Here is a 25,677-nt window from a genome sequence, read left to right on the forward strand (position 1 = left end):
TACGACCTACATTGTTCCTTTATTATAACCTGTCCAAGAAAATTGGATCGAACCATTTTACAGGATTTTTGTAAATGGAGTAAACGATGACGCGTGTTGGATTGTTCGCCATGCACGAATGTTATGTACAAAAAAGGAAAACGTGCATTAGAACAACGCACGTTTTCCTTCCATTCTAGTTAGCGTAAATTGCGCTTGAGCAACAAAAACGCGGTAGGTAAAACAAACAATGCAAGCACTACCGCTGAAACCATGCCGCCTACCATTGGCGCGGCGATGCGACTCATGATTTCACTGCCAGTTCCTGTGCCATAAAGAATGGGCACTAGGCCGATAATAATGGTTGCAACTGTCATCATGATTGGCCGCACGCGCAGTCCCGCACCATTTGCTACTGCTAACATTAACGCTTCATTCGTGATTTCAGCGCCAGTTTGCGTGTGTGTTTTTTGTAATTCTTGATAGGCTTGATTCAAATACACCAGCATTAATACACCAATTTCGACAGCGACGCCTGCCAGTGCGATGAATCCAACACCTACTGCTACTGAGAAGTTAAACCCTTCAAGATAAAGAAGCCACAAACCACCAATTAGCGCCATTGGTAATGTACCCATGATCAGCAGTACTTCACTTACTTGACGGAAATTCAAATAGAGCAAAACGACAATGATGCCAAGTGTCAGTGGCAAAACATAACTGAGTTTTGCTTTTGCCCGCTCCATATATTCATATTGACCAGCAAACGAGATTGAATATCCTGAAGGTAGGTCTAATTTCTCAGCTAATAGCGCTTTAGCATGTTCAACGTATGAACCGACATCTACGTTTTCAATGTCGACAAAGGTCCAGCCGTTCAAACGTGCGTTCTCGCTTTTTATGCCAGGTGGGCCATTTTCAATATAAACACGAGCAATGTCACTGAGTGCGATGTGCTGTCCTTTGGGCGTAACCAATGGCAAGCGGGCAAGCGTTTCAGGTGAATCTCGATAGTCTTGAGGGTAACGCATATTTACGGGATAACGCTCTTGACCTTCAACGGTTTCAGTCACGTTCATCCCTCCAATTGCCGTCGAAACAATTTGCTGAATTTCAGTCACGTTCAAACCATAACGAGCGGCTTTCAATCGATCTATATCGACCTTGATATAACGGCCTTGCGCAACTCGCTCGGAATACACCGACGCTGTGCCTTTCAAAGGAGAAAGCAAGCGCTCGATGTCTTGCCCTAATCGCTGAATTTCATCTAGAGAAGGTCCTGCAATTTTGATCCCCACAGGGGTTTTTATGCCGGTAGCAAGCATATCAATACGGGTTTTAATCGGCATAACCCAAGCATTCGTGAGGCCTGGAAACTGCACTAAAGCATCAAGCTCCTTTTTGAGGCTATCCGTTGTCATACCCACGCGCCACTGAGATTGAGGTTTGAGCTGTATGAAAGTCTCGATCATGGTTAGCGGAGCTGGGTCTGTCGCAGTTTCTGCCCGGCCAATTTTACCGAAAACATTTTCAACTTCAGGGACTGTCGCAATAAGCTTATTGGTTTGTTGCAATAATTCGCGAGCTTTTCCTATCGAAATACTTGGGTAAGTCGTTGGCATGTACATCAGATCGCCCTCATCTAGCGGAGGAATGAATTCCGTGCCGATTTTGTTGATAGGGAAAAATCCGATGACTGTGATTAAAACAGCTAAAGAGAGCGTTGTCTTTGGCCGTGCAAGCGCTGCTTTTAGCAGGGGCATATACGCTGAAATAAGTAATCGATTAAGAGGATTTTTCTCTTCTGCAATGACTTTCCCGCGGATAACGTAACCCATCAAAACGGGCACTAAGGTAATCGCAAGCCCTGCCGATGCGGCCATCGCATAAGTTTTAGTGTAAGCCAGTGGTGCAAACATGCGACCTTCTTGAGCTTCCAAAATAAAGACGGGCAAGAAACTAACCGTGATAATCAATAAGCTGAAAAATAAAGCCGGACCAACTTCACTTGCAGCCTCTGCTACCACTTGCCAGCGGTTTTCATCGGTGACTTCTTTATGCGCCATGTGCTTATGTAGATTTTCAATCATGACGATTGCACCATCGGTCATCGCACCAATGGCGATAGCTATCCCACCAAGCGACATGATGTTGGCGTTGATCCCTTGGAAATACATGATAAGAAAGGCGACTAAAATTCCTAGTGGCAGCGTAACAACCGCGACGATTGAAGAGCGAATGTGGAATAAAAACAACACACAAACGAGTGCGACAACAACCAATTCTTCTACCAATTTACCCCACAGGTTATCAATGGCTCGGTCGATGAGGTTGGAGCGGTCATAAACCGTCACTATTTCAACGCCCTCAGGCAAACTCGCGCTCAAGCTCTTTAATTTAGCCTTTACACCTTCAATAGTTTGCGCTGCATTTTCACCAAAACGCATTACCACAACACCACCGACCGTTTCGCCTTCGCCGTTAAGCTCCGCGATGCCTCTGCGCATCTGCGGTCCGAAAGTAATGGTTGCAATGTCACCGATTGTGAGTGCGGTTCCTTTGTCATTTAGACCCAGCGGTATTTGCTCAATGTCCTGAATACTTTGGATGTAACCTGTTGTAGTGACAATGTATTCGGCTTCAGCCATTTCAATGACGGAAGCGCCTGTTTCTTGATTTCCTTGCTTAAGCGCAATTTGCACTAAGCTCAAAGGAATACTGTAGGCGCGTAATTTCTCTGGGTCGACTTGTACTTGATATTGACGAACCATACCGCCGATGGGGGCGACTTCGGAAACACCGGATACCGTTTGCAGTTCATATTTTAAAAACCAATCTTGAATACTTCGTAATTGACTTAAATCGTGTTTACCTGTCTTGTCTACAAGCGCATAAAGGTAAACCCAACCGACACCAGTTGCGTCAGGACCAAGCTGTGATTTGGCGTTTGCTGGTAAACTGCTGGTCACTTGGCTGAGATACTCCAGTACGCGACTGCGGTTCCAATACAAGTCGGTTTTGTCATCAAAAATGACGTAGACGTACGAGTCACCAAAGAACGAGTAGCCGCGCACGGTTTGTGCGCCTGGCACGGACAACATAGCGGTAGTGAGTGGAAACGTCACTTGGTCTTGTACCACTTGAGGTGCTTGACCCGGATAGGACGTTTTGATGATGACCTGTACATCAGAGAGATCCGGAATCGCATCGATGGGCGTGTGCTTTAGCGCAAATATCCCAGCACCACTTAACATCAAGGTGACAAGCAAAACAAAGAATCGGTTGCCTATCGACCAACGAATAATTGCTTCAATCATTATCGTTGCTCCTAATGACTTGAATGAGATTGTTGCGGTGTTATTTCTACAACCACAAAGTCATCTCGAATTTCAAAGCGAAATTGGATGGGCATATTTGGCGATAATGTATTCATATCAATGTCATCAGCGACTAAAAAATCCATCGTTGCGGCAGGTCTGTCCCATTTTTCAATCGCGTCTCGGCTGATGTTCAAAGTACGATTGGCGATGTCGATAGAATTGATTACACCGCCGACTTTCGCACTTGGATACGTTTTTTCAACCATGCCCATAACGTGAATTCCAGTCACACGAAGAGAACCGTCTTGTTGCTTTGTTGCCTCAAAATGAAGTGACTGACCGACGGCAAGTTGGTTGATGTCAACTCCCTCATCCAGGTTAAAATCCATCGTCATTTCTGGCCATCCCCAGTCAGGGACTGCGTCATGTTTAATGGTTGCAACGCGATTTTCCGTGTCGAGTTGGCGTATTTCACCTGCTATCCAAAGGGCATTCGCTGACCCTTCCATGCGCTTGAAGTCAGACGTTTTTGACGATTCAGAATCAATGAGGAATTGTGCGGATGTAACAATTTCATCGCCTTCTACAAGGCCGTTTAAGATTTCAACATGGGTTTTGCCCCAAAGACCAAGCTGCACTTCGACCGATTTAAAGCGGCCATCGCCTTTTGCAAGCACAACTCTGTCTTGGCTACCAGTGCGGATCACGGCTTCTTTAGGCACAATGAGGTGCTGTTGTGTAGATGAAGTATGAATTTGTACCGCTGCAAACATATTCGGTTTAAGTGCTAAATCTGGATTAGCAAACTTCAATCGGACGCGTAGCGTGCGTGTTTTCGCCTCCACAGTTGGGTATATGTAGTTCACTTTTCCTTCCCAAGAGCGGCCTGGCAAGTAGTCTAACGTCATTGTGACGGGCTGTTCGAGATGAATTTTTGCCGCGTCACGTTCAAAAACTTCCGCTTCTACCCAGACGGTATCGAGTTGTCCGATGCTCATCAATGTAGTACCGGGTTTTACATAGAAACCTTCACGTACCTGCAAGCCATCAATCACGCCGGATTGAGGGGTGTAGAAGGTAATGGATTGCTTTACTTTTCGTTCAACAGCAAGTTTTTCGATGAAACTTGGAGAAAGTTGAAGCGCTTGTAAGCGAGCCTTTGAAGCATTGATCAATGCTTGATTGTTACGATTAATTGCAATTAGAAACTCCTCTTGCGCATTAACAAGCTCAGGAGAATATAAGGTGTACAGTGGCGTATTTGCTTGTACAGGGTCGCCAGCGGCTTTAACGTATAAGGTTTCAATCCAGCCTTCAACTCGCGGATGAATATGCAGTAACGAATCTTCATCGTATTGGACATAACCAACGGTTTTGATTGCATCATGGAGAGAGGCTTTTGCCACTTTAATTGTGCGCACACCAAGGTTATTGATGACTTCGGGGCTGATTTTGATAGTGCCGACGCTGAGTGAATCATCTTCTTCGTATACCGGAACAAGATCCATCCCCATCGGTGACTTTCCGGGCGAATCTCTGCGGTAATTCGAATCCATCGGCGCAACCCAATAGAGAGGTTTTTTCTCTTCATCTGTCATTAGCTTGCTTGTTTCATGTCCAGTCGAAAACAAATTTGTACTGAGCACACCGGCACCAAAACCGAGCAAAATTAACGAAATGAGTGTAATTGGACGGATCATTGCTGCGCTCCTTGGAATTGGCCTAGATTTGGTTGGAGTAAGGCGTTTAGTTTGGCCACACTCTTAAGTGCTTGAATGTCGATGTTAAGTGAAGCGAGTTGAATATTGAGTACGTTAACACGTGCCCATACGACATCAGTAAAGTTGCCATCATCGTGGGTGTAAGCGGTCAATGTAGCTTCTGCTTGCTCACTGCTTTGTTTTTCAAGTTGAGATTTGTATCGGCTTTGACGCTCAAATAATCGCTCCAGATTCGAGATCTCCGCATAGGTTTGGCCAAGCAGGGATTTTATGGTGAGTTGGGTCGATGTTTTTGTCGCTTCCGCTTGCGACTGTGCCGCTTTTAACTGCTGATCTTGGCGGTTGTCGGTAAAAACGGGCAAATCAAAACTTACGCCAACAGAGAAAAAGTCAGCGCGGTCCATGCCATTGCTAGCATCGTCTCGGTAACCATAGCTGGCATTAAAACCCCATTGAGGCTTGTAACTTTGCTTTGCAAGTTCAATGTCTTGCTCAATTTTCTTCTCTTGTTTGCGCAGTACTTTTATCGATGGATGCGCCATTAAAAGTTCAATGAGTTGGGTTTGGCTCTTGGTTTTATAGTTTTCTCCTAGCGACAGTGATGGGAGGGCACTGAGGTCAAACACTATCGCTTCATATTCAAAATCGTTGCGTTGGATGAGCGAGGTTAACCGAGCTTGCGTATTCGCACTTTTTTGCTGTTCGCCTGCCAAGCGCTCTTCCAGTTGTAACAACTCTAATTCTGCACGGATTACGTCTTGTTGCCTCACTTTTCCAAGTGCGCTGGCGTAACTTGCTTTTGTCACTTCGAGTAATTGTTCAAACAACTGTTTGTTTTTTTCAATTAGCTGAATCGCACCTTCAGCGGCGACAGCGTCTAACCATAATTCGCTCACTGTGAGCGCGATTTGGTTGTAGCGATTGGCCTGTTGCCAATCAAGTTGACCACGCTCGAGTTCTCAATTTTTCGTTGAGCAATGGCAAGGCTGTCCCCTCGAGGTAGCATTTGCGCGACCCCCAATTTGGCTTGTGTCATGGCTTCTTGACTAAACGAAAAACTGTCCATGGGTAAGTTCATTAGACTGATGTTAATTGAGGGATCAGGCAACGTACCCGCTGCAATTTCACGAGCACTGAGCGCTTTTGATTGCAATCGAGCTTGTTGTTGCCAAAGGTCGCGTTGTTGCGCCAACTCAATAGCTTGATTCAGCGTTAATGTGGTTTGTGCAAACACTTGTGTGCACATCATCGCGCTTGTTAGCAAAAGCGTGCGCGACAGATAAGTTTTGATGTAAATTTTCATGCCTTTATTCCGTAGTAATACGAAAACAATGCCTAAATTTAGAGGCGAGTAATGTTTGGTTTTTGGGCTGTTAGGCAGATTTTAGATGCACTAACCCTGAGTTAGGCGAAAATGGGTGGTTTATAAAGCGACTTGGGCAAGTTTGACGTAAAGTCTACTCGAGTAGACTCAACACGCTCGTCGGTTACTTCAAGTGGATAATAGTCATTTGAAATAGTAACAAAATGAAGTGCACTGCAGGCGTTAGTCGGACAATAGCATTGCGTATCGCAGCAATCTTCGTCATCCCCAGCGCTTGTCATGGCCATCGACATCTCATCAAGATGCATGGCACTGTGATCCATCTTGGCTTCGTGAGTTGCAGAAACGGTATGAGTCATTTTATGGGGTTGCATATGACAAGGCATTGCAGCAAACGCTAAGTTTTGCCACATCACAAGTACGACTAAAATGTACGTTGAAATGCCTTTAAACATGATGAAACCTTAAACTGATAACCCTAAAAGCCTACAGTGAACGAATTAGAAAGTAAAGTAGCGCGCCGTAAACGGCTTTGTGATGATGGTGTAATTGGCTGTAATCGGATTCGTAGGGGGCAACAGATATAATTGTGAGACTGCAAGGCAAAAGCGTGTGGTGGCGATTGATACGCATGTACTACTTCATTCTTTTGTAACGAGAACCAACTTAAAGAGCGTCGAAGATGGATAACAAACATTTTCTATCTAAAGAAACTAGTCCGTATTTAGACTCGGAGTCGACTAACGAAAGTGCAGAAGCCTTGTTGCTGTTTGCCACGGGCGAAGCACCTTCAGAAGGTCAAGCGGCACAGATGGAAAAGTTGCTGTTTATGCTAAAGAATGTATGTGGGGTTGAAGTCGAAACGTTAGCTGAAGGTGTGATAAGTCTTCGTTTATCTGGTATGGGTAAGTTGCACTCCTGAATTTCCGGTGAAATTATCTAGCAACAACGAATGTCCATTGAGAGGTGTGTAGTGATTGCCAGCAGGGAAGGCTAGAATGTTCACTGTTCGGCATTAACACGTATTTTCCCGGAGTCATCTCATATGCCTGTGTGAGATCCAATGATGTACTAAAAGTTTCATTTGGTTTTAGATGAAGATAATCCTCTGGTGTTGGCGCTACTCTCTTCGCCATTGGACCTTGGTAAGTTAGCTCGTTGTTTTGCTGATTTCTAAGTATAAATAGTGAAGACCAAAATCCTTCCAGTGGCGTAAGCCAAGTCAAAACTTCTGCTTCCGTTCCCGTATTGTTTTTAATAGTGAATTCCACGAAAAAGGGTTTTTCAAAGGCACCCTTTTTTGGAACATGCAGCTCACAGTCTATAGATGCAAACACGGCGTTTGAAGTCATAATCAAGGAACCTAACAAAAAGAGAATGTGTTTACTCATTTATCATACCTTTTTGTAAAATAACGGGGCATTTGCCCCGTTAACTGCTATGCCCAAAGAGCCGCCAAGCGCACTTCAAATGCGTTGGCAGATCCTAAACGCGTTATAATCCTGTCACGTTGTTGGATTAGTTTTGGTATGGCGTATTTTCTGCGAAGTATTCATGGCTATCTGCGTTTTGAATTGCTTGGCTTGGATTAGAAATCGCAAGACTTTTCGCACCTGATTGACCGTACACGATGTCATCAGTACCCGCAACTGCATTGAAGTGACTTAGCTCATGAATAATTGTACCACCGCGAGAATCTGTACCTGATTCATTCGCGCTCCAGAACGCACGACATAGGTATACTTTGTACGGCTGATTCGGATACACGTATGCAAAGTAGGATTTCTTACAACTACAATCGAACGTTAGCGGCTTGTTGTCAATCGCATCATTAATTGCGTCAAAATGATCTGATACTGTGTTATAACGACTTGATGAACTAGAACCAAACCATGTTGTATAGCGCGCGCTAGCTGAGCTTGATGAATGACTATTTAAATAGCTGACAGAACTGTTCGCCATTTGGTCTGCGGCGTTGAGTGCAGATAGAATGTCATTTTTCTGTCCGTTGTCACAACGTCCAGTGAAGCATGTGCCATCGACACAATCGCCTGCAGCGGCCGTTGGTTTTGCCGCAGTTCGCATGTTATCCATTTTTAGACCCATGCCGTTAATCCACACAGATACTGATTCAGACTTTAACGTTGATACGTTTGCATTTGAACGTGACGAAGTAGTGTGCAACTTACTGTCAATTGGCATTAACGTAGGTTGTTGAAATAGGTTGAGCGAATGTACGTTATAACTTACTTCATAATTACCAGGCTGGCTGAAATCGTAAAAGCCCGTTAACTCGAACGTTTTTGTCATGCTTTCGCCTGCGTTCAAGGTGATGTAGTCATTTTCTGTTGGAGCAGGGCGTTTGAAGTGTGGTCCATTAAACGCGACTTCTTCACCATCACGAGTCACTTTGAAAATGTGCTCTTCTTCTAAGTCGGTGTACCAGCTCAATAGCTTTTGAGTGTGATTTGATTGGTTCGTAAATTGAACCACTGCAGAAACGTTACCATTTGTATGTGTTTCTAAATTAACAGAAACATCTACGTTGTTTGCTGCAAATGCGCTTGTAGCGCCCATTAACGCCATTGCAAGCGCTGTGCGAGAGAATGTTTGGATACTTGTTGTCATAATTGATCCTATTGATTTTTATATTGCGTGTTTTTCGACCGTTTTGGTCAAGTAGATTATTAGTATGAGGTACAAAGAAATGCAATAAAAAATTTACATATTTTGTAATGTTTTAGTAACACATGCGATTTATTATTTTTATTTCATTGTATTTTAAACTATTTATTTTTGTGCTTGTATTTTTCTGTGTAGTAAAAATGTTACCAACGTGACGTTGAAATTCGCTGTGACTTATACGATTACGGTCAAATGTGTTTCTGTGGATTTTGGGTGCTAGGCGTTTTCATAAACTATGTGTTCCTAGAAAAAAGTTATACACCGCTATAGTAAGTGTTTGAATATTAATCAGTATAGTTGTGTTATCCACAAAATCTGTGGATAGCTTTGTGTTTAACTAGGGTATAGGCTTGTGACAATTGGGTTTGCGCAAGTTATGTTCACAAGACTTTTTCTAAAGTGGTGACTTAATGATTTTTCCACTTTTCCACCTAGGCTTTATTTCACATCCCCTTCAGCAATCTATTACTACTTCTAATTTAGGTAAAAATCCGATAACGTGTTTTGTAAATTATTTTTCTATTAACGACGCATGCAATACTTCGGTACTGGTTTTCAAATCGATGTAAGACAAGGGGTAATCTCAAAAGGGAACGAGGTTTATACCTTGCGAGCCAAAACATTGCAGGTGATCGCTTTACTTTTGCGCGAAAAAGACAGCGTTGTCTCAAAAGATCGCATGCTTGCTGAAATATGGTCGGATGTCATTGTACAAGAGCAGGTTTTGGTGCAGTCAATTAAGGAAATTCGCGATATTCTCGGTGCTGATGTAATACGAACGTTCCCGCGGCAAGGCTATCAATGGGTAGCTGAAATATCCGATATGCCTTTAGAGACTGCCGCAATAACACGCTTTAAGAAGCCGCTCGTTTTCATGTTGTTTTTATCTCTACTCGTGCTTGCCATGGCAATTAGTCTGTTTTTCCGCGGTTCTATACAAGCCCAGCGAATCGCATTCTTACCTGTTATGAATCAATTGAACGACGCTAACCACAATTGGGTGAGTGTGAATGGACAACGTTTTCTCATGGATACGTTCTCACGCTCGAGTCAATCTAACAAAAGCCATTGGCAAATTGTCAGCATGGAGGAGATCCACTATGCATTTGAGCGATTGACTGCTAAAGAATTGAATGCCGTTCAAGCTGGGGATTATTATGACTTATTGCAATACATTGGTGCCGATGTGGTCGTCGCAACCCGTTTGCAGGGATTTCCAGAAGACTATCAACTGCAATACACGTTATATTTTCCGTACACACAAGAAAAAGGAATTGTATTTGAGCAACGGGTAAACGAGGCATTTTCCGATTTGATTACGCGTCTAAATAAGCGTTTTCAATTACAGGATAATGCTGAACACGCTTCACTCATCAGTCATGATTTTGGACATTCAGCTTTTGTTGAAGGGATCAATTACTATCTCAACGGCCAATTCCATGAAGCAATTACGATGCTGCGCGCAGCTAAACAAAGCACGCCTGACTATTTACCGGTTAGCCGTTACTTAGGTGCTTCGTATGCAAATTCAGGTGAGTTAGACACCGGTATACACGAGCTGGATGAAGTACTCATGCAGCATGCATCGCAAGTTGATAGAGAAGTGATGCGTACACATTTACTTTTAGGATACTTACTACTGTCTCATGCACAGGGCGACCAGCAAGTACTAGCAAAGGCGGAAACTCACGTAGCAATAGCCATACAGCTTGCACAGCAGTTGGAAGACTCACTGTTTGAAGCTTACAGTAATGAGGAATTTGCAAAGATTAAACGGATGCAAGGCGACTTTGTTGCAGCGAAAGCAGCCCTAAAAAATTCTCTCAGATTGCATCAAGTACGGCCTGAAAGTTATGGACGCACCGCAACCCTTATTGAGCTCGCGAAAGTCTTTGCGGCCGAAAGCGAAGACGAAGCCGCGTGGGAACAGTTAAATCAAGCAATGCAAATTGCGCAACAAGCCGATGTGCCTGCGAATCAAATTTGGGTATTACTTGCCAAGGTGGAACTTGCACAAACTGAACTTAATGAACAAAAGGCTGCGCAATTTTTGGCACAGGCGGAAAACATTGCCAAAAACAGTGATGATCCGCTACTGATTGCACGAGTTGAAACGTTTAGAAACAAGACCTTTCCACTGGTCAATTAAGGGTATTGACTGAGAGTACTGCGAAATTGAATGGCATTCTTTTATCTAATTTGGTTGGGGAATTCTGGATAAGAGAAGCCATTCAAAGGTTGATGCTATAGGCTGCAGTATGCAGCGTAGTTACCCGCGGGCACGGTGTCAGTGAAACGAGAGTGTTGTTTTCTGAGCATTTCAACTTTATTGAGCACCGTTTTTGTATCTAGTTTACTTTTTGCTTCGAAGTACACCCAATCAATATCTTGACTGTATTGGCGCATGGATTGTTGAGTGACAATTTGCTCGGCAATAAACCATAAATTAAAGTTTATCGACATCGGTACTTCAGGATAAACTTGACTACTGTGCGTTGCAAAAAGCTCTCCATCAACATAATAATTCAAAGTGTTATCTGTGATAGTGAGCACTAACACATGCCAACCTTGTAGTGAGTTCCCTACGAGCGTTGTGTTCGTTTATTGGCGTCCACGGCGTCAGCTGAAAAGTTTCCCACGATGTGGCAAATAACGCATTGTTCTCTTCGCCCCATCCTCCGTTTGGTAAATATTCGAAATCGGTTTCGCTATAATCTTTATCAAGAGGTTTTTCCAAAGGGCTGATAGCATAAAACGTTTGCACTACACCATCGCCATCTACCCCGTAATCGGACTCATCATTAAAGTGTACTCGCGCAGCTGTACGTGCCTTCGAGGTACTTACGTTGATGACATACTTGAGTTTGTCGCGTATTAACGGATGTACCATCTGTCTTAGAAGTAATGCGCATTACCTGATTATTGCTATTCGTGATGTCAGGATGAAACGTCACGCCTTCTGTCCACCAAACCCCGTTTTTTATGCCAGGGTGACCTGTTTCAGTGCGAATGAGCCAGCCGTTACTAGCGGCCTCGCTGAACGACTTGTAGCTAAAGTCATCAAACATGACACCATTATTGGAATTGGATTTCGCGAAAGCAGGGTTATCCACCGCGAAACTCGATGTGAAAATCAGGGCTGTTATCAAAGCACATTTTAATGTTGTTTTTTTCATGGGTCTTCCTCCATTAGCTTTTCCCAAGTTATGGCAGAGGAGCGTCAACAAAATCCAATTAAAGAATCTTAAATTGGTCAAATGCGGAGATTAAAAATTATTAAATTGTTATTTTACAATTGGTTAAATTTCTTTTTTGTAAGGCCATTTTCACACTTCTGATTGTGTTTTTTGAGACGAAACGTTTTATATCTTTTTGAAGATTTAGAAAGACTTTGTAATTTTGGGGGTATTTCAAGCGTCAATTTATAAGTCAAATTGCAGACTCAAGAAGTTTGCGTTACCGAGTTTACGATCAAATTGCTACGGATTAATTTAGGTCATCTTATTCAAAACGAGATGTTGCCGCCGTAGCGGCATTCACTTAAACGGTTGGGTTTCGCGGTTATTTCACGTGTACAACGTAGATCTCATTCTTCTATTAACGCTAACCACCAGTAATACTAAAACGTAATACAAACTACCGCCTGAGGAATTTTGCGGACTTGTGGTAGGCGTTGTTGTAGCGGGTTCAGTGACTTTAACCGTGAGTGTTTGTTCCGTTGATTTTCCTCGCTCGTCGGTTGCCCTGAGCAAAAAATGTAATTCACCCGCTGTGTCTGGAGCTTGGAAATTTATTGACGCGCTTGTTGGGTTATTTATGGTCACGGGTGTTCCAGCTGTTTGGGTCCAATTTAGGGTGACCGCGTCATTGTTCGCATCGGTTACGTTCACCGACACTTGGATCACTTGTCTCGTGTTTACTTCTACTGTTTGGGTCAAGTAAATTTCGGGGGCAACGTTTGACTCATCATCCAGAATCTGTACCGACAATTGCTGATTGGTGCCGAGTGCGCTGCCAGAGAGAGTAAATTGGTAACGTTTATCTTCATTCGTTGTGGCATTATCGATCGTTTGAAAAGCAAGAATTTTGTTTGCGGTTTCCCCATCTTGCCAATGTAATTCACCGCTAAGTTCGCCAGAAATTGCGTCTGCCGCGACGCCATCAAACGCATACTGTACAGTCAAATCACCTTCACTGCCGTTAATGCGTTTTACTTCAATAGTGAATGTACCTAGGTTTTCTACTACGCGAAGCGCCGTTGTGTGTAAATCTGCATACCCTGATTTGCTAGGCTGTTCACCGAAATTAATTCGAGTTATGTGATTGGATATAGTCGCGCCGCCTTTTACATTGTGAAGCCGTAAGAACACAGATTTATTGAAAGCGGTACTCGCCGTCTGTATAGGCATAGTTAGCGTTTTACTATTCGAATCGTTCGAATCCCACGTTAGCGTGCCCGAAATAGGTGTAAAATCACCAGATGTTGCATTACCTGAGAGTACATCGTAATCGACACTTATAGCACCAATGCTGCCCTGAATACGTTGTATGTCGATAGTTGCTTGAGTGGCTGTTTGATCCACTTGGATGACCTGTTCGCTGACGGCAATTGACCCTGCAGGATTGTCTTTCGTGTTGTCACGAAGCACGTAGAGGCCACTGTTGATGTCACTAACTAAGATCAAACCGGATGGCAGATAAGGGTAGGTTCCCCATGCGCCATTAAATTGAGCATCGTCGCTGTTGGGGTAAGTATCAAAGAAGCCGACTTGCTGCGGTGACGTCGGGTCTGAAATATCTAAAATCGTTAATCCACGCTGATAATTAGACATGTAATAGCGATTACCTTTGACGAAACCATTGTGGTCAATCGCGGGAGTTGGGCCTTGCCATTCTTTCACCAGTTTTGGATTCGTTAACACCGAAACGTCGAACACGCGCACTGTAGTGTTGAATCCATGAGAGAGCCTCATCAACTTCATCATGAACAAAGAGATATTGACCATCTTCACTCCACCAGCCGGAATGAACGTACTCTGCATTTTGATACTTGGCTTGCGCAAGCTCAACATGTTCCGCTTTATTGGTAATGTCCCATAAACGTACTTCTTCTTCATTAAAATCGACAAATACTTCGCATCCCGACTGAGTGGTGTTTTGACAATCTCGCGCAGCTCGAGAGTCAGTGACCCAAAAAGACACAGCATCATGAGTATAGTCTGAACGCGTTGTGGCTCGACTGGGGCTTGCAAGAGAGAGTGAGCGAGGTGAGGTAAGAGAAATATTACGATATGCTCCGCCCGCCACGTTTTCACCAACCAGGTGTAATGTGGGTGTTTGTTGATTCAGTGCGACATTCAAACTGTAATCTACGTTCGACACGTATAAGTTATGGGCACGGCCAGAAATAGGGTCGTTCTTAACCAAGCTGATAGCGTTAGGTAAGTTAGACAGGTCGATGATCATCACCCCGTCAGCACCATTTTCCGATGTTACATAGGCGTAGGCTTGCCAGCGTCGTTGTTGTTCGGAATAAAATTGATACACCTTGATGTCACGCCAAGTTGTACTTCGCCCTTCGATGAACCCAACTTCCGTAGGTTGGTCTGGATGGGCCAAGTTAACCACCGCAACACCATTGTAAAAGCCCATAATGGCGTATTCTTTGTTGTCGTTAAGATCAACATGTCCCCAAATGTCATTTCCAGCCACGCTAGGTTTGGAAAATGCCGAAAGTGGCATATGCGCCACTAAATCAACATTTGAGCACGCAAAAGCCCCAGCTTGGCCATTGGTGCAGGTCATTTGTGAATGTGTTTGGCTCAACTCTTCTTGATTGCGTTTTAGTTTTTCAAAATCAGTTTGATAACGTGAAAGGCCATCTTGAATTATGTGAAATCCCTTGTTGTATAGTTCATCCTTTAACTCATTTGGTACGCCATAAAGGGTTGTGGTATGAATAGATGGAGCCTGATTTAAGAAATGATCAAAACGATTAAACCCACCTAAAACCGGAACCATGTCACTGGTTAGAGCAAGCAACTCTGCACTGCTGTTTATTGTGTAATTGCCTTCGGCAACTAAGACTTTGTCACCTTTTTTTGCTTGCTTTACTGCATATTCAATACTTTTGCATGGACGCACTGGCGTATCACAACGTCCTTTGTCACTGCCATCAGGAGATACAAATCGCGCTTTATCATGCTCAGCATGGGCATACGTGACATTACTGAAAATGCTACAACAGATTAAAAATGATGATAAAGTAAGCTTCATCGTTGTCTCCAAGCGAATGTACATCCTGTCATGCACCTGCATAACGTCGTATTAATACACAATATAGGAACACTATACTAACTTGAAAAGAAATTTCCTGTATACATTCTATTCAACAATGTTGATTGTGGGTCTTTTAGGGTGTTCATCAAACGAATCGTCAGTCCTATCCATTCGCCCAGTTTGGGGAAGTAATGCAGCACCAATTTCCTTGTGCCAATCAAATAACCCAGCAGCGCTCAGCGTAGAACAACTGCAATTTTACCTTTCTGACTTTTATTTAAACGGTCAACGCCTCACTCTTGTCGACAATGGCATAGAGCAAAATACGGAAGTCGTGTTGGTTGGCGGTGATTGCTCACAAAAACATTGGCGTATTGAATTTGAAGGGCGTCTCCCTGAGGGGACATTGAGTTTTACGTTGGGTCTGCCGTTTGATGACAACCATCGTAATCCACTGACGCAAGTTTCACCGCTGAATGTACCTGAAATGTTTTGGACATGGCAGCAGGGGCACAAGTTCTTGCGTTTGGACTTAAAGCAGCAAAATGAAGGTTGGGAATTTCACTTAGGTTCAATAGGTTGTCAATCAGCAAGCGTGATGCGTGCACCAAGTCAGCCCTGTGCCCTTGCCAATCGCTACCAGTACTCCATTGAATTAAAAGGCGAAAATGCGGTGTTGTTTGATCTTAAAGCGTTGCTTAACGGTCTCGATTTGGCTGATCTGCCTGATTGTATGGGAGATCCAGAACAACAAGGGTGTAAAACAGTAATGTCGCGGCTCAAGCTGCCACTTTTTAGAGGTGAGCATGAGTAAAAAGAAGGCATTTGTGCTTGCGTTGATTGGACTTGTGCCACTCGTAACATGGTTTGTGTATAGCAAATTTATTGCCATGCCGAAGGAATATAGGTGGGCGATACCGACGGGTTTTCCAAAACCCTTGGTGCACGAAGGCAATCCCATGTCTGAAGCAAAGGTCTCGCTTGGTCGTTATTTGTTTTATGACAAAGCACTTTCAGGAAATGGCACGCAAAGCTGCGCCAGTTGTCATCAGCAAGCTCATGCTTTCGCTGAAAATCGCAAGGTTTCTGTAGGTTCAACAGGGCAGGCTCATACGCGAAATGCTTTGGCCCTGGTGAACGTAGCGTACAATAAAACGTTAACATGGAGTCATCCATTCCTAACCGACATTGAAGCGCAGCTACTGATCCCGATGTTTGGGCAAAGACCTATTGAAATGGGGATCACAGGCAATGAAGCCACCATTCTGAAACACTTTCGACAGGGTGATTATCCCAGTAAATTCGAAGCGGCGTTTGGGAGTGAAGAGGTGTCGTTTAACCGTATAGTGCAAGCGCTCGCAGCTGTTTGTACGAAGTTTGATATCGTTGTCGAGTCCGTTTGACCGTTATGCTTATACTGGGGATGACAATGCGTTGACCGAACAACAAATCAAAGGTATGAACCTATTTTTCTCAGAGCGTTTAGAGTGCCATCATTGTCATGGTGGATTTAATTTTACTCAATCAACAACCCATGAAAATCAGCCGATTAACCGCTTTGCGTTTCATAATACAGGGTTGTATTACACCGACCAGCCTAATTTTAACCATAAAGGTTATCCTCAATATGACCGAGGCATGATTGATGTCACGCTCAACTTGGGGGATGAAGGCAGATTTAGAGCGCCGACACTCAGAAATGTCGAATTAACAGCACCCTACATGCATGATGGTAGTATCGCGACCCTATCAGATGTGATTGACTTCTATGCGGCGGGTGGGCGAAATATTGAGTCGGGGCCGTTAGCGGGAGATGGCAGGCTTCATCCAAATAAAAGTTTGTTTGTAAAAGGCTTTGTATTAAGCAACGATGAAAAACAGGCATTACTTGCGTTTTTGCACAGCTTGACCGACAACGATTTTGTGACGAATGAAAAATATTCTGATCCACGGGCGTCAAAAAATAAAAATTAGGCAATCTGACGAATAAGTATGCTCAACCACAAACCTCATCGGGAATAAGTCTATTATGCAAAATGAGTTTGAAATAAAGTCTTCAACGCTTGAACATGTCTTAGAAGTTGAGGCTCAAATCCCTGAATTTGGCGCACCAAAGAAAGCAGATGATCTTGAAAAGCGTTTAGCAAATGCAAAGATGCTGCCGCTAGTTGCCTATCATCGAGGTAAGCCTATTGCGTACAAGCTGGGTTATGCCTTGAATGAAGATACATTTTATTCTTGGCTCGGGGCTGTAATTCCTGCCTATCGTGGACGAGGGATTGCTCGCGCATTACTGTTGAGGCAAGAAGCGTGGTGTGAAGCCGAGGGATTTAGCGCGATTGAAGTTAAAACCATGAACCAATTCAAAACTATGCTTCAAATGTTGATAAGCCATGACTACCACATCGTGAGTGTGAAAGAAAACGCGGATCCTCGTTTAGTAAAGATCCGATGTCGTAAACTATTGGGTTGAAATGCGACGTTTTTGCCAGTAAGTATCAATGAGCAGTGCCAACAGAATAACCGCACTTCCCAGTACTAAGCGTAAGGGGTCGCTTGGTTTACTCCAAATAATGACATTAACTAGAATGCCTGCCGGGATCAGTAAATTGTTCATGACTGCAAGCTGTCCCACAGACACAAGCGTGGCCCCTTTATTCCACATTAGATAACCAAGACCAGACGCGACTAGTCCTAAATAAACGATAACTCCCCACTGCAGTGAAGTTTGAGGCAATTTATCGACATTGCAAAAGGAAACTAAACTGCATGAGGATACCAGTAGAGCGCCAAGGAAAAACCAGCCAAAGCGCTCTCTATGTTTAATTGTGAGTTGGTTGTCTAAGTGTTTATACATGACTTGGCCAGCTGCGAAGCACAAATTAGCGCCTTGTACGATGGCAATGCCTTTCCAATAATTCAAATCGAGCGTCTGATAGCGAATGATCACCGCGCCCAAGACAGCCAAAAGCGCAACGAGCAAATAACGCCAATGGAAGGATTTTTCCATTAAGTCGTTGATTAGAGTGATATATACAGGGGTCATTACGGTAAAGAGTAACACCTCGGGAACGCTGAGATAGAGAAAAGATTGGTAGTAAAACCCATACATTGCACCAATTTGAATTGCACCTACTAGCATCAATTTCAGCTTATGTGGTGTCGAAATTCGAGAGGGTCGCAGAAAAGGCAGTAAAACCAGAGTGGCCAGCAGAATGCGTGTCCATGCGGCGAACCATGCATCCACTTGACCTGCGAGGTAGACACCAATGAGGCTAAACGAAAACGCCCAAAGTAGGGTTATCGAAAATAAATAAGTCATGGTCTTTGTGTTTATATAAGGCTGAGGTTGAATAGCACGCATTTTAACGAGTTGTAGTGGATTTCACTATTGTTCGTAAAAAGCGATGATTTTCGTCGTTATAATGTGATTTTAATTTACTATTAAATCTCTAGAATAAGCCTTGTTCACACTTATCCCTTAAGTATACCCATGAACGATTAGCCACGCTTTTTGCGTGGCTTTTTTCTTTCTCGCTTATTCATCACACGCTTATGTTGCTTTGCTACACTCAATGCAAACCAATAAGGAGGTTTATGATGAAAACACTACTACAAATCGTGTCGCTCAGTTTTTTACTGACATTAACAGGCTGTGCAACGAGCGGAGACGCGTCACCCGCTGAAAAACGCCAAGTGGTGCAAAGTATGAAAACGAATACCTTGAACCAACTTTATGCCCAAAAACCAGATGTGAGAAAGCAAATTCGCTCAGCACCAGGCTACGCTGTGTTTGATAACGCAAATGTGAATTTGCTGATAGCGAGTGTTGGTGGTGGCTATGGTGTGGTCACGAACAACAGTACTGGTAAGCAAACGTATATGAATATGGCGGAAGCGGGACTCGGTTTAGGCCTAGGCGCAAAAGATTTTAATATCGTGATGGTGTTTCATACTGATGCAGCAATGAAACGTTTTATTGAACATGGTTGGGCATTTGGAGGTAACGCGGATGCAGCAGCTAAACACGAAGATAAAGGTGCCGCTGTTGCAGCTGAGGCGGTAGTGGACGACGTCACGGTTTATTCGTTAACGGATACCGGCCTTGCACTCCAAGCTGTGCTAAAAGGTACTAAGTTTTGGGTAGATAAAGAACTTAATTAGCGTTCATTGTTGATACCGTAAAGAAAAATAGGCAGGTCTTCTGCCTATTTTTCCATTAGTACTTTACTGTCGAACATAACTCCATCCAATCCACGCTCACTTTTCATAAAATGCCGGATATTCTGATGACTTTGACTCTCTGGATGTACGAGAACATCTTTGAAGTAATGTTCTGCAAAACAAGCTAATGTTTCGTCCTTGGTTAACTTATGCTGTTTTGCAAAAGCAAATACTTTGCATGATCCTAAATTAGTTCCTATTTCATTCTCCAAGCCATTGTTGTGAAAACGAGAGGCTGTAAAATGATAATGTGCATCAATGGTGGCAATGACGTCATTAAAAACAAGAAGTTCAGGCGATAATCTCAGCATTTCGAGTAGTTTTTTGAGTTCCAACTTGTTGCTCTTTTTTAGCTTGGAGCGCGTCGCGAATGGCGAATTGGTGCTCCGTTGATTTGTGCTGACTGAGTTTAAAGTTACCTTCAATAGAGTCAATGTCTATCTTGAATACTTGAATTTGTTTCATAAGCATCCGTTGCTCCTGCAAATTCAGAGAATCTGCTTTCCAAGGTGATGACTCGGTTTGCTCGACATGCTCAACTTGCTTAACCAGTTCAAGCCACGCAAGTGTTGGATCTTGGATGATACTCAATTTACCACGCACGATGACTTTTTTGTAATGCCAGGTCGGCAAATATTGATTCGATACTAAATTAGGCGAAATGTAGTCATCTTCACCACTAAAGACGACGACTACTTCTTGTCCATCCGCATTGACAAGTGGGTTATACGCCGCAACGTGCCCACTGAGCTGTGTGCCCAGCTCATCGGGTTGAAGAGGGATGAACACCACATTTCGATGAGGATCAACAATCGTGGCTAGTGGAAACGCCAAAATCACGTTGATAAGCTCACTTAGGTTCGTTTCAATAAATTGTCGTTTTGGATATCGTTTCATAAACTCAGCTCCAATTTTTGTTTAGCAAGTGGCCAATCGTCATCAATGATGGCGAATTTAGCTGTATTGCGATACTCACCATTGGGTAACAGCCTATCTTTGCGCGCTAACCCTTCAAACGTGGCGCCTACACGAGCAATAGCGTTTCGCGATTTTGAATTGTGCTCATGCGTACGAAATTCAACACGTACCATCTTTAGCGTTTCAAAAGCGTGCGTTAGCATGAGGTATTTGGCATGGGTATTTACAAATGAACGTTGCCATTTATCGGTTATAAACGTGTGGCCGATTTCTACAGAACGATTAGCGGGATCTAATCGGAAAAAACGAGTTGTGCCAACAACTTCGCCTGTTTGAGCTATTGTAGTAGCGAACACTAACTGCTCGTTTGGGTCGAATTGTGCTGTTGTTTGAAACCAGGTTTTAAGTATTTCAGGGCTTTTACAGTAGTTACCAAATAACCACGTCCATACCGATGGGCCTTGTCCAGCTTCGTACAGTGAAGGCAAGTGTGATTCGTTAAGCGGCACAAGCTTGATTTTATCAGAGGTAAGTTCGAGTGAAGTCAGCATATTAGTTCCATATCTAGTAATTAGGTTGATAAAAATACGCTTTGATTGGTATAACTAAAACAACCAGAAATGCAAAAGTAACTAGACCAGAGTAATGGAAACATGGGAACAACAGTCACGGAATCAATCCCGAAATATCAGTCGGTGCAAGATGCCTTAAGAGAGGCAATTCGAACGGGCCAATTTAAACCAAAAGAAAAACTCGCTTCAGCGCGAATTCTTGCAGAGTCATTTCAAGTGAATAGACACACCATGATGCACGCTTTACAACAACTAGTCGCAGAAGGTTGGTTAGTGAGTAAAGAGCGCAGTGGCTATTACGTTGAAGACAATTTGCCGATTGAACACTCGTCTGGAGGTCAAACACTAAGAGCATTTCGCACAGTATCACCTTCATTGGCACTGGAATTAGAAAAACCCATTACCTCAGAGATCGTTGATTTTGATTATCACTTTGGCGGCGGGTTGCCTGATTTTGATCTTTTTCCATTTGATTCGTTTCGACGCTCGTTATCGGTGATGTGTCGCAAAGCGAATGCGCATGCATTGCATTATGGTGAAATAACCGGAGTACCGCTTTTGAAAGCGCAAATTCTTCAATATCTGCGGCGCGCTCGAGGGGCAACCTTTGATGATGTGTTGGTGTGTAATGGTTCGCAGGAGGCTTTGTTTCTCATCGCTAAACTGTTCATCACACCCGGAGATAAAGTGGCCATTGAAGCGCTTGGTTATCCGCCTGCTCGAAAAGCGTTTGACTCATGTGGAGCGCAAGTTGTCGGAATTCGGCAAGATAAAACCGGCATTTGTACAGAGCATCTTAAATCGGTGTTAAGTGCTGGGCGAGTTAAATTATTGTATTTAACACCGCTTCATCAATATCCTACGACCGTTACATTAAGCGCCTCAAAAAGACTCGAGATCTATCAATTGTGCTATGAATATGGCGTATTTATCGTTGAAGATGATTACGATCATGAGTTTCACTACGCGTGTCAGCCTCTAAAACCAATGGCGACGGACGACCCCGCGCAGATAGTCATTTACCTTTCGACGTTTTCAAAAGTGATGTTTGCGGGGACGCGAACAGGTTACCTATGTGCGCCTCAACACCTTCTTCATCCACTGATTGCTTTAAAGCAGTTAATGAATCATCGAAATGACGCTCTCACTCAACTATCAATTGGTCATTGGATGGCAGAAGGTCATTTTGAACGTCATTTACGGAAAATGACCAAAGCATATCGACTTCGTCGGGATGCGATGATCAATGTACTGAACGAGATAAAGCATTCTGGCCACGCAATGAATTTCGAAGTACCGGATGGAGGTATGGCGCTTTGGGTTGATATCATGCGTGAGTCATCTGATCTGAAAGCGAGAGCGTGGCAAAGCAAAATATACATCCAAAGCGAGCGAGAATTTCATTTAACTCCTCCGAATGTAGCAACGCACATTCGTCTCGGTTTTGCGGCGCAACCCGAAGAAAAAGCGCGTGCAGGTCTATTAAAACTATTTGATCTTTGACGAAGAGGAGAACACTGTCGAGAAGAAGGGTCTACTAGTTTAATTCAACGATTTGCCCAAAAACAAAAAGAGCCTCAAATTTGAGATCAAACTGAAGGGATAAAGTGTTGCTTAAGCGGCAACCACCGCATTTATCTCGCAAGGGCCGTTAACGACGACAAAGTTAGCCTTACGGAAGAAGTTAAATTCAGTTGCCGACGCCCATGTATACGCACCCATCACGTGACCGATCACAATTTCACCTACCGCTAACGGAGGAAGCATGATGTCTTCACGGATCACATCGATGCTATCGCACGTTGGACCAGACAATACGCTTAGCTGTGGCTCGCCAGAGGCGTACGGAAAACTCAATGGGTAGACCATGTGGTCGTATATTTGGCCTGAATAAGAACCATATACGCCATCATCAAGGTAGTACCACGTTTGCTCACCACGTTGAGCTATGCCCATGACGGAAGACACCGCAGTCACCGCCGGTGCGCAAATATAACGACCAGGTTCTGCTAGTACTCGAATATGCTCAGGTAATAGCGCCAGTTGCTCACGGATGGGCGCGCAATATTCGACGATGTCAATTGGATTACCATCGTAACTCACTGGGAATCCACCACCAATGTCCAACGTAGTAAGTGTTACACCGAATTGAGCTGCCTCACGAATAATGTTATTACATGCAGCGACCGCATTACTGTGACGCACAGGGTTTACGGCTTGCGAACCTACGTGGAACGACAAACCAATCACATTCAAACCAAGTTCTTTCGCTTTACAAAGTAAGCCAATTGCTTCTTCTTGACGACAACCAAACTTTTTCGATAAATCGATTTTCGTGTCAGGATTTCTAAAGCTAACACGAAGCAAAAGCTGGGTGACGTCTTTGTAAGCGACAAATTTTTCGAGTTCAACAATGTTGTCCACTACAAACGTACTACAACCATAATCCAGAGCATAACGAATGTCGCTATCGCGTTTGATTGGATGACTGTGTATGCAACGTTCTGGGTCTACACCAACATTGCGGACTAAGTCCACTTCACCATTGGTTGCAAGGTCAAAGTAGCCATTTAAGTCTTTCAATATTGCAACAACAGCGTCATGTGGCAGTGGCTTTAACGCATAATGAAGGGCTACACCTGGAAGCGCCTGTTGCAGCGACAAATACTGCTTTCGGATTGCATCGCCATCTAATACAAGCAGTGGCGAACCGTGCTCAGAAACAAGTTTACGGTAATCTGTTTGATTTGCATTCAATGCGCTCAATTCCATAAAGTGTGTGGTTACCTCTTCAGTTAGGTTTAAGAATCTATTTGCGCGCATTATGCACTCGATGAATTTAAATGCAATAAAATTAAATAATATTTCAGCGATAAGATCTTATTTTCACGACAAGTGAAATTGATTGAACGTACGTATTTTATTCAGCATGTTTGGTGTGTGATTTGGTTATGTGGCGAATAGAAATTAAAGTAATTAAGATCAAACCGTTAAAGTAGCACACGATCTTTGCTTACCTGATTGAAAAAAGGCGGCTTGCGCCGCCTTGGAAGGTTGGGCTATAGAGTCCCTAGATGAACTTATGCTCGTTTTTTCGATTTGCCTTGCACGGCTTTGAAACGAGGATTTGTTTTACAAATAACAAAAATTCTTCCACGACGTTTGACGACTTGGCATCCAGGACGTGACTTGGCACTTTTAAGCGAACTTAATACTTTCATAACAACCTCAGAATAGCTTGGATATGTTATACTATAACAAAAGCTGGCGAGTTGCTAGTTAGAAAGTGTTCAATAACGCTTGGTTTGGCTGTAAAACATACAAATTAGTAAAAGGGTAGCTGTGCTACCCGTATTTTTACAGCTTGTTTATTTCAATTTTGCCGTCTTTCATTACAAAGGTAACGTTTTCAAGAGTGTCGATGTGTTTGAGAGGGTTACCTTTGACCGCAATGATATCGGCCAATTTGCCAGTTTCTAATGATCCCAAATTACTTTGCTGTTTAAGTAGTGTTGCTGAATTGATGGTTGCGGCTTGAATTGCCTGCAATTCAGTCATACCAAACTTAACCATACGGCTAAACTGCTTACCATTGTCACCGTGTGGATAGACTCCTGCATCAGAGCCAAATACCATGTTTACACCGGCTTTAACTGCTTTACGGAAACTGTCTCTTTGCTTTGTGCCCACGACACGCTCTTTGTCTAGGCTTTCAGCTAAGATACCGGCTTTTTCACCTTCACCTAGAATGTACTCTGTGTTGTAGATGTCCATGGAAAAGTAGGTGCCCTTTTTCTTCGCCATTAAGATAGCATCGTCATCCAAAAAGGATACATGTTCTACAGAGTCAACGCCGGCTTTAATCGCCGATTTAATGCCCTCGGTTCCATGAGCATGTGCTGCAACCGTTAATCCACGCAAGTGTGCTTCTGAAACTAACGCTTCCATTTCTTCAAGCGAATATTGCTGTGCGCCTACTTTTGTGCCTTTTGATAGTACGCCACCCGTCGCACAGTATTTAATAACGTCAACACCGTACTTTATGTTTTCGCGCACTTTTGCCCGAACGGCCCAAGGGCCATCAGCTACACCTTCTGCAACGACTTGATGTTCATGGGTGAGTAAATTGTTGTCACAGTGTCCACCAGTGATCCCAAGTGCTGGACCCGATGCAAAAATACGTGGTCCAGGTACGTCACCATCATAAATAGCATCGCGAAGCGCGATATCTGAATACCCCGCTGCACCTAAATTTCTCACTGAAGTGAAGCCTGCTTCCAGCGTTCGTTTCGCGTTGCGTACACCTGTGATAGCTTGTCTTTGAGTCGTACGTTGCAGTCGTTTATAACCATGCACATGGGCATCGCCCGTGAGGTGTACGTGCATATCGAACAAACCGGGTAATAGCGTATGGCCTGATAAATCAACCACGGTCGCGTCGGCTGGCAAGGCTTTTTTATTCGATTTAGCTAAACTGACAATTTTGTTGTCTTCAATGACAAGCGTTGCTGGTTGAATCAATTTTCCTGTTTTGACATCGAGAGCGGCATCGGCATTTAAGACGATGGTTTGAGCGAAGGAATAGGATGATAATCCCGCCAAAGAAAGCGCAAGTAAAGTACGTTTGAACATGACTAACCTTAATTCTAGTTATT

24 protein-coding genes and 1 pseudogene are annotated in these 25,677 nt (G+C 43.6%); 7 read left to right on the top strand and 18 right to left on the bottom strand.

Annotated features, from left to right (window positions below; translation table 11 throughout):
- Positions 1 to 179: 179 nt before the first annotated feature.
- The 5 genes from J5O05_RS17970 to J5O05_RS17990 all read right to left on the bottom strand — a co-directional run bounded on the left by J5O05_RS17970 (position 180) and on the right by J5O05_RS17990 (position 6,799).
- Positions 180 to 3,296 carry an efflux RND transporter permease subunit gene (locus tag J5O05_RS17970; protein ID WP_208845008.1) on the bottom strand — a complete coding sequence of 1,039 codons (3,117 nt, stop codon included), beginning with the start codon at positions 3,294 to 3,296 and terminating at the stop codon, positions 180 to 182.
- A gap of 11 nt (positions 3,297 to 3,307) precedes the next feature.
- A complete protein-coding gene (locus tag J5O05_RS17975) occupies positions 3,308 to 4,999 on the bottom strand; it encodes an efflux RND transporter periplasmic adaptor subunit (RefSeq protein WP_208845009.1) in 1,692 nt (563 codons plus the stop codon).
- A complete protein-coding gene (locus J5O05_RS17980) occupies positions 4,996 to 5,916 on the bottom strand; it encodes a TolC family protein (protein ID WP_208845010.1) in 921 nt (306 codons plus the stop codon). Before J5O05_RS17980 ends, J5O05_RS17975 begins: the two co-directional genes overlap by 4 nt.
- The gene (locus tag J5O05_RS17985) at positions 5,913 to 6,323 is read right to left on the bottom strand and encodes a hypothetical protein (RefSeq protein ID WP_208845011.1); all 411 of its coding nucleotides are present in this window, start codon (positions 6,321 to 6,323) and stop codon (positions 5,913 to 5,915) included. The genes J5O05_RS17980 and J5O05_RS17985 overlap by 4 nt, the downstream gene beginning before the upstream one ends.
- A 101-nt stretch (positions 6,324 to 6,424) precedes the next feature.
- Positions 6,425 to 6,799, bottom strand: a complete 375-nt coding sequence (locus J5O05_RS17990; protein ID WP_208845012.1) for a hypothetical protein — start codon at positions 6,797 to 6,799, stop codon at positions 6,425 to 6,427.
- A gap of 227 nt (positions 6,800 to 7,026) precedes the next feature.
- Here J5O05_RS17990 and J5O05_RS17995 point away from each other — a divergent pair, with 227 nt between their 5' ends.
- Positions 7,027 to 7,266 (top strand): hypothetical protein, encoded by a 240-nt coding sequence (locus J5O05_RS17995; RefSeq protein WP_208845013.1) that lies wholly within the window; start codon positions 7,027 to 7,029, stop codon positions 7,264 to 7,266.
- Positions 7,267 to 7,279: 13 nt separating this feature from the next.
- Here the strand turns inward: J5O05_RS17995 and J5O05_RS18000 are convergent, their stop codons facing one another.
- Together J5O05_RS18000 and J5O05_RS18005 are read right to left on the bottom strand one after the other, a co-directional pair.
- On the bottom strand, positions 7,280 to 7,735 hold the full coding sequence (locus tag J5O05_RS18000) for a hypothetical protein (protein WP_208845014.1): 456 nt from the start codon (positions 7,733 to 7,735) through the stop codon (positions 7,280 to 7,282).
- Between the two features lie 127 nt (positions 7,736 to 7,862).
- Positions 7,863 to 8,972 carry a M35 family metalloendopeptidase gene (locus J5O05_RS18005; protein ID WP_208845015.1) on the bottom strand — a complete coding sequence of 370 codons (1,110 nt, stop codon included), beginning with the start codon at positions 8,970 to 8,972 and terminating at the stop codon, positions 7,863 to 7,865.
- Between the two features lie 664 nt (positions 8,973 to 9,636).
- On the opposite strand from J5O05_RS18005, the gene J5O05_RS18010 reads away from it, so the two are divergent.
- Complete coding sequence (locus J5O05_RS18010) at positions 9,637 to 11,178, top strand: winged helix-turn-helix domain-containing protein (RefSeq protein WP_208845016.1); 1,542 nt, start codon at positions 9,637 to 9,639, stop codon at positions 11,176 to 11,178.
- A 95-nt stretch (positions 11,179 to 11,273) separates the two neighbouring features.
- Here J5O05_RS18010 and J5O05_RS22055 read toward each other — a convergent pair whose 3' ends face one another.
- From J5O05_RS22055 to J5O05_RS22065, 4 genes are all read right to left on the bottom strand, one after another.
- Complete coding sequence (locus J5O05_RS22055) at positions 11,274 to 11,588, bottom strand: LamG domain-containing protein (protein WP_244370149.1); 315 nt, start codon at positions 11,586 to 11,588, stop codon at positions 11,274 to 11,276.
- 242 nt (positions 11,589 to 11,830) lie between these two features.
- Positions 11,831 to 12,205, bottom strand: coding sequence for a hypothetical protein (locus tag J5O05_RS22060; protein ID WP_244370150.1), 375 nt, complete (start codon positions 12,203 to 12,205; stop codon positions 11,831 to 11,833).
- 390 nt (positions 12,206 to 12,595) lie between these two features.
- On the bottom strand, positions 12,596 to 14,014 hold the full coding sequence (locus J5O05_RS18020) for a choice-of-anchor B family protein (RefSeq protein WP_341874741.1): 1,419 nt from the start codon (positions 14,012 to 14,014) through the stop codon (positions 12,596 to 12,598).
- Positions 13,896 to 15,305: a choice-of-anchor B family protein gene (locus J5O05_RS22065; RefSeq protein WP_244370151.1), complete on the bottom strand. Its 1,410-nt coding sequence runs from the start codon at positions 15,303 to 15,305 to the stop codon at positions 13,896 to 13,898. Before J5O05_RS22065 ends, J5O05_RS18020 begins: the two co-directional genes overlap by 119 nt.
- Positions 15,306 to 15,387: 82 nt before the next feature.
- Here J5O05_RS22065 and J5O05_RS18025 point away from each other — a divergent pair, with 82 nt between their 5' ends.
- The 3 genes and pseudogenes from J5O05_RS18025 (at position 15,388) to J5O05_RS18035 (ending at position 17,781) form a co-directional block, all read left to right on the top strand.
- Positions 15,388 to 16,122, top strand: a complete 735-nt coding sequence (locus J5O05_RS18025) for an MbnP family copper-binding protein (RefSeq protein ID WP_208845018.1) — start codon at positions 15,388 to 15,390, stop codon at positions 16,120 to 16,122.
- 76 nt (positions 16,123 to 16,198) lie between these two features.
- A pseudogene (locus J5O05_RS18030) lies at positions 16,199 to 17,282 on the top strand (MbnH family di-heme enzyme).
- Between the two features lie 55 nt (positions 17,283 to 17,337).
- The gene (locus tag J5O05_RS18035; RefSeq protein WP_208845019.1) at positions 17,338 to 17,781 is read left to right on the top strand and encodes a GNAT family N-acetyltransferase; all 444 of its coding nucleotides are present in this window, start codon (positions 17,338 to 17,340) and stop codon (positions 17,779 to 17,781) included.
- On the opposite strand, the gene J5O05_RS18040 is transcribed toward J5O05_RS18035, so the two are convergent.
- Positions 17,770 to 18,630 carry an EamA family transporter gene (locus J5O05_RS18040; RefSeq protein WP_208845020.1) on the bottom strand — a complete coding sequence of 287 codons (861 nt, stop codon included), beginning with the start codon at positions 18,628 to 18,630 and terminating at the stop codon, positions 17,770 to 17,772. The genes J5O05_RS18035 and J5O05_RS18040 overlap by 12 nt on opposite strands.
- A gap of 278 nt (positions 18,631 to 18,908) precedes the next feature.
- On the opposite strand from J5O05_RS18040, the gene J5O05_RS18045 reads away from it, so the two are divergent.
- Positions 18,909 to 19,472, top strand: a complete 564-nt coding sequence (locus J5O05_RS18045) for a lipid-binding SYLF domain-containing protein (protein ID WP_208845357.1) — start codon at positions 18,909 to 18,911, stop codon at positions 19,470 to 19,472.
- Between the two features lie 44 nt (positions 19,473 to 19,516).
- On the opposite strand, the gene J5O05_RS18050 is transcribed toward J5O05_RS18045, so the two are convergent.
- Genes J5O05_RS18050 through J5O05_RS18060 form a run of 3 tightly spaced genes read right to left on the bottom strand, consistent with a single transcriptional unit; the run spans position 19,517 to position 21,001 of the window.
- Positions 19,517 to 19,867 (bottom strand): HopJ type III effector protein, encoded by a 351-nt coding sequence (locus J5O05_RS18050; protein WP_244370152.1) that lies wholly within the window; start codon positions 19,865 to 19,867, stop codon positions 19,517 to 19,519.
- Positions 19,824 to 20,429, bottom strand: coding sequence for an FMN-binding negative transcriptional regulator (locus J5O05_RS18055; RefSeq protein WP_208845021.1), 606 nt, complete (start codon positions 20,427 to 20,429; stop codon positions 19,824 to 19,826). The genes J5O05_RS18050 and J5O05_RS18055 overlap by 44 nt, the downstream gene beginning before the upstream one ends.
- Positions 20,426 to 21,001 (bottom strand): GNAT family N-acetyltransferase, encoded by a 576-nt coding sequence (locus J5O05_RS18060; protein ID WP_208845022.1) that lies wholly within the window; start codon positions 20,999 to 21,001, stop codon positions 20,426 to 20,428. Before J5O05_RS18060 ends, J5O05_RS18055 begins: the two co-directional genes overlap by 4 nt.
- A gap of 102 nt (positions 21,002 to 21,103) precedes the next feature.
- Here J5O05_RS18060 and pdxR point away from each other — a divergent pair, with 102 nt between their 5' ends.
- Positions 21,104 to 22,525, top strand: coding sequence for a MocR-like pyridoxine biosynthesis transcription factor PdxR (gene pdxR, locus J5O05_RS18065; RefSeq protein WP_208845023.1), 1,422 nt, complete (start codon positions 21,104 to 21,106; stop codon positions 22,523 to 22,525).
- 111 nt (positions 22,526 to 22,636) lie between these two features.
- Here the strand turns inward: pdxR and J5O05_RS18070 are convergent, their stop codons facing one another.
- The 3 genes from J5O05_RS18070 to J5O05_RS18080 form a co-directional block, all read right to left on the bottom strand.
- The gene (locus tag J5O05_RS18070; protein WP_208845361.1) at positions 22,637 to 23,794 is read right to left on the bottom strand and encodes a type III PLP-dependent enzyme; all 1,158 of its coding nucleotides are present in this window, start codon (positions 23,792 to 23,794) and stop codon (positions 22,637 to 22,639) included.
- Positions 23,795 to 24,102: 308 nt separating this feature from the next.
- Complete coding sequence (gene ykgO, locus J5O05_RS18075; protein ID WP_208845024.1) at positions 24,103 to 24,243, bottom strand: type B 50S ribosomal protein L36; 141 nt, start codon at positions 24,241 to 24,243, stop codon at positions 24,103 to 24,105.
- 136 nt (positions 24,244 to 24,379) lie between these two features.
- A complete protein-coding gene (locus J5O05_RS18080; protein ID WP_208845025.1) occupies positions 24,380 to 25,654 on the bottom strand; it encodes a Xaa-Pro dipeptidase in 1,275 nt (424 codons plus the stop codon).
- Between the last annotated feature and the right edge of the window lie 23 nt (positions 25,655 to 25,677).

The organism is Pseudoalteromonas xiamenensis (assembly GCF_017638925.1).
Classification (GTDB): domain Bacteria; phylum Pseudomonadota; class Gammaproteobacteria; order Enterobacterales; family Alteromonadaceae; genus Pseudoalteromonas; species Pseudoalteromonas xiamenensis.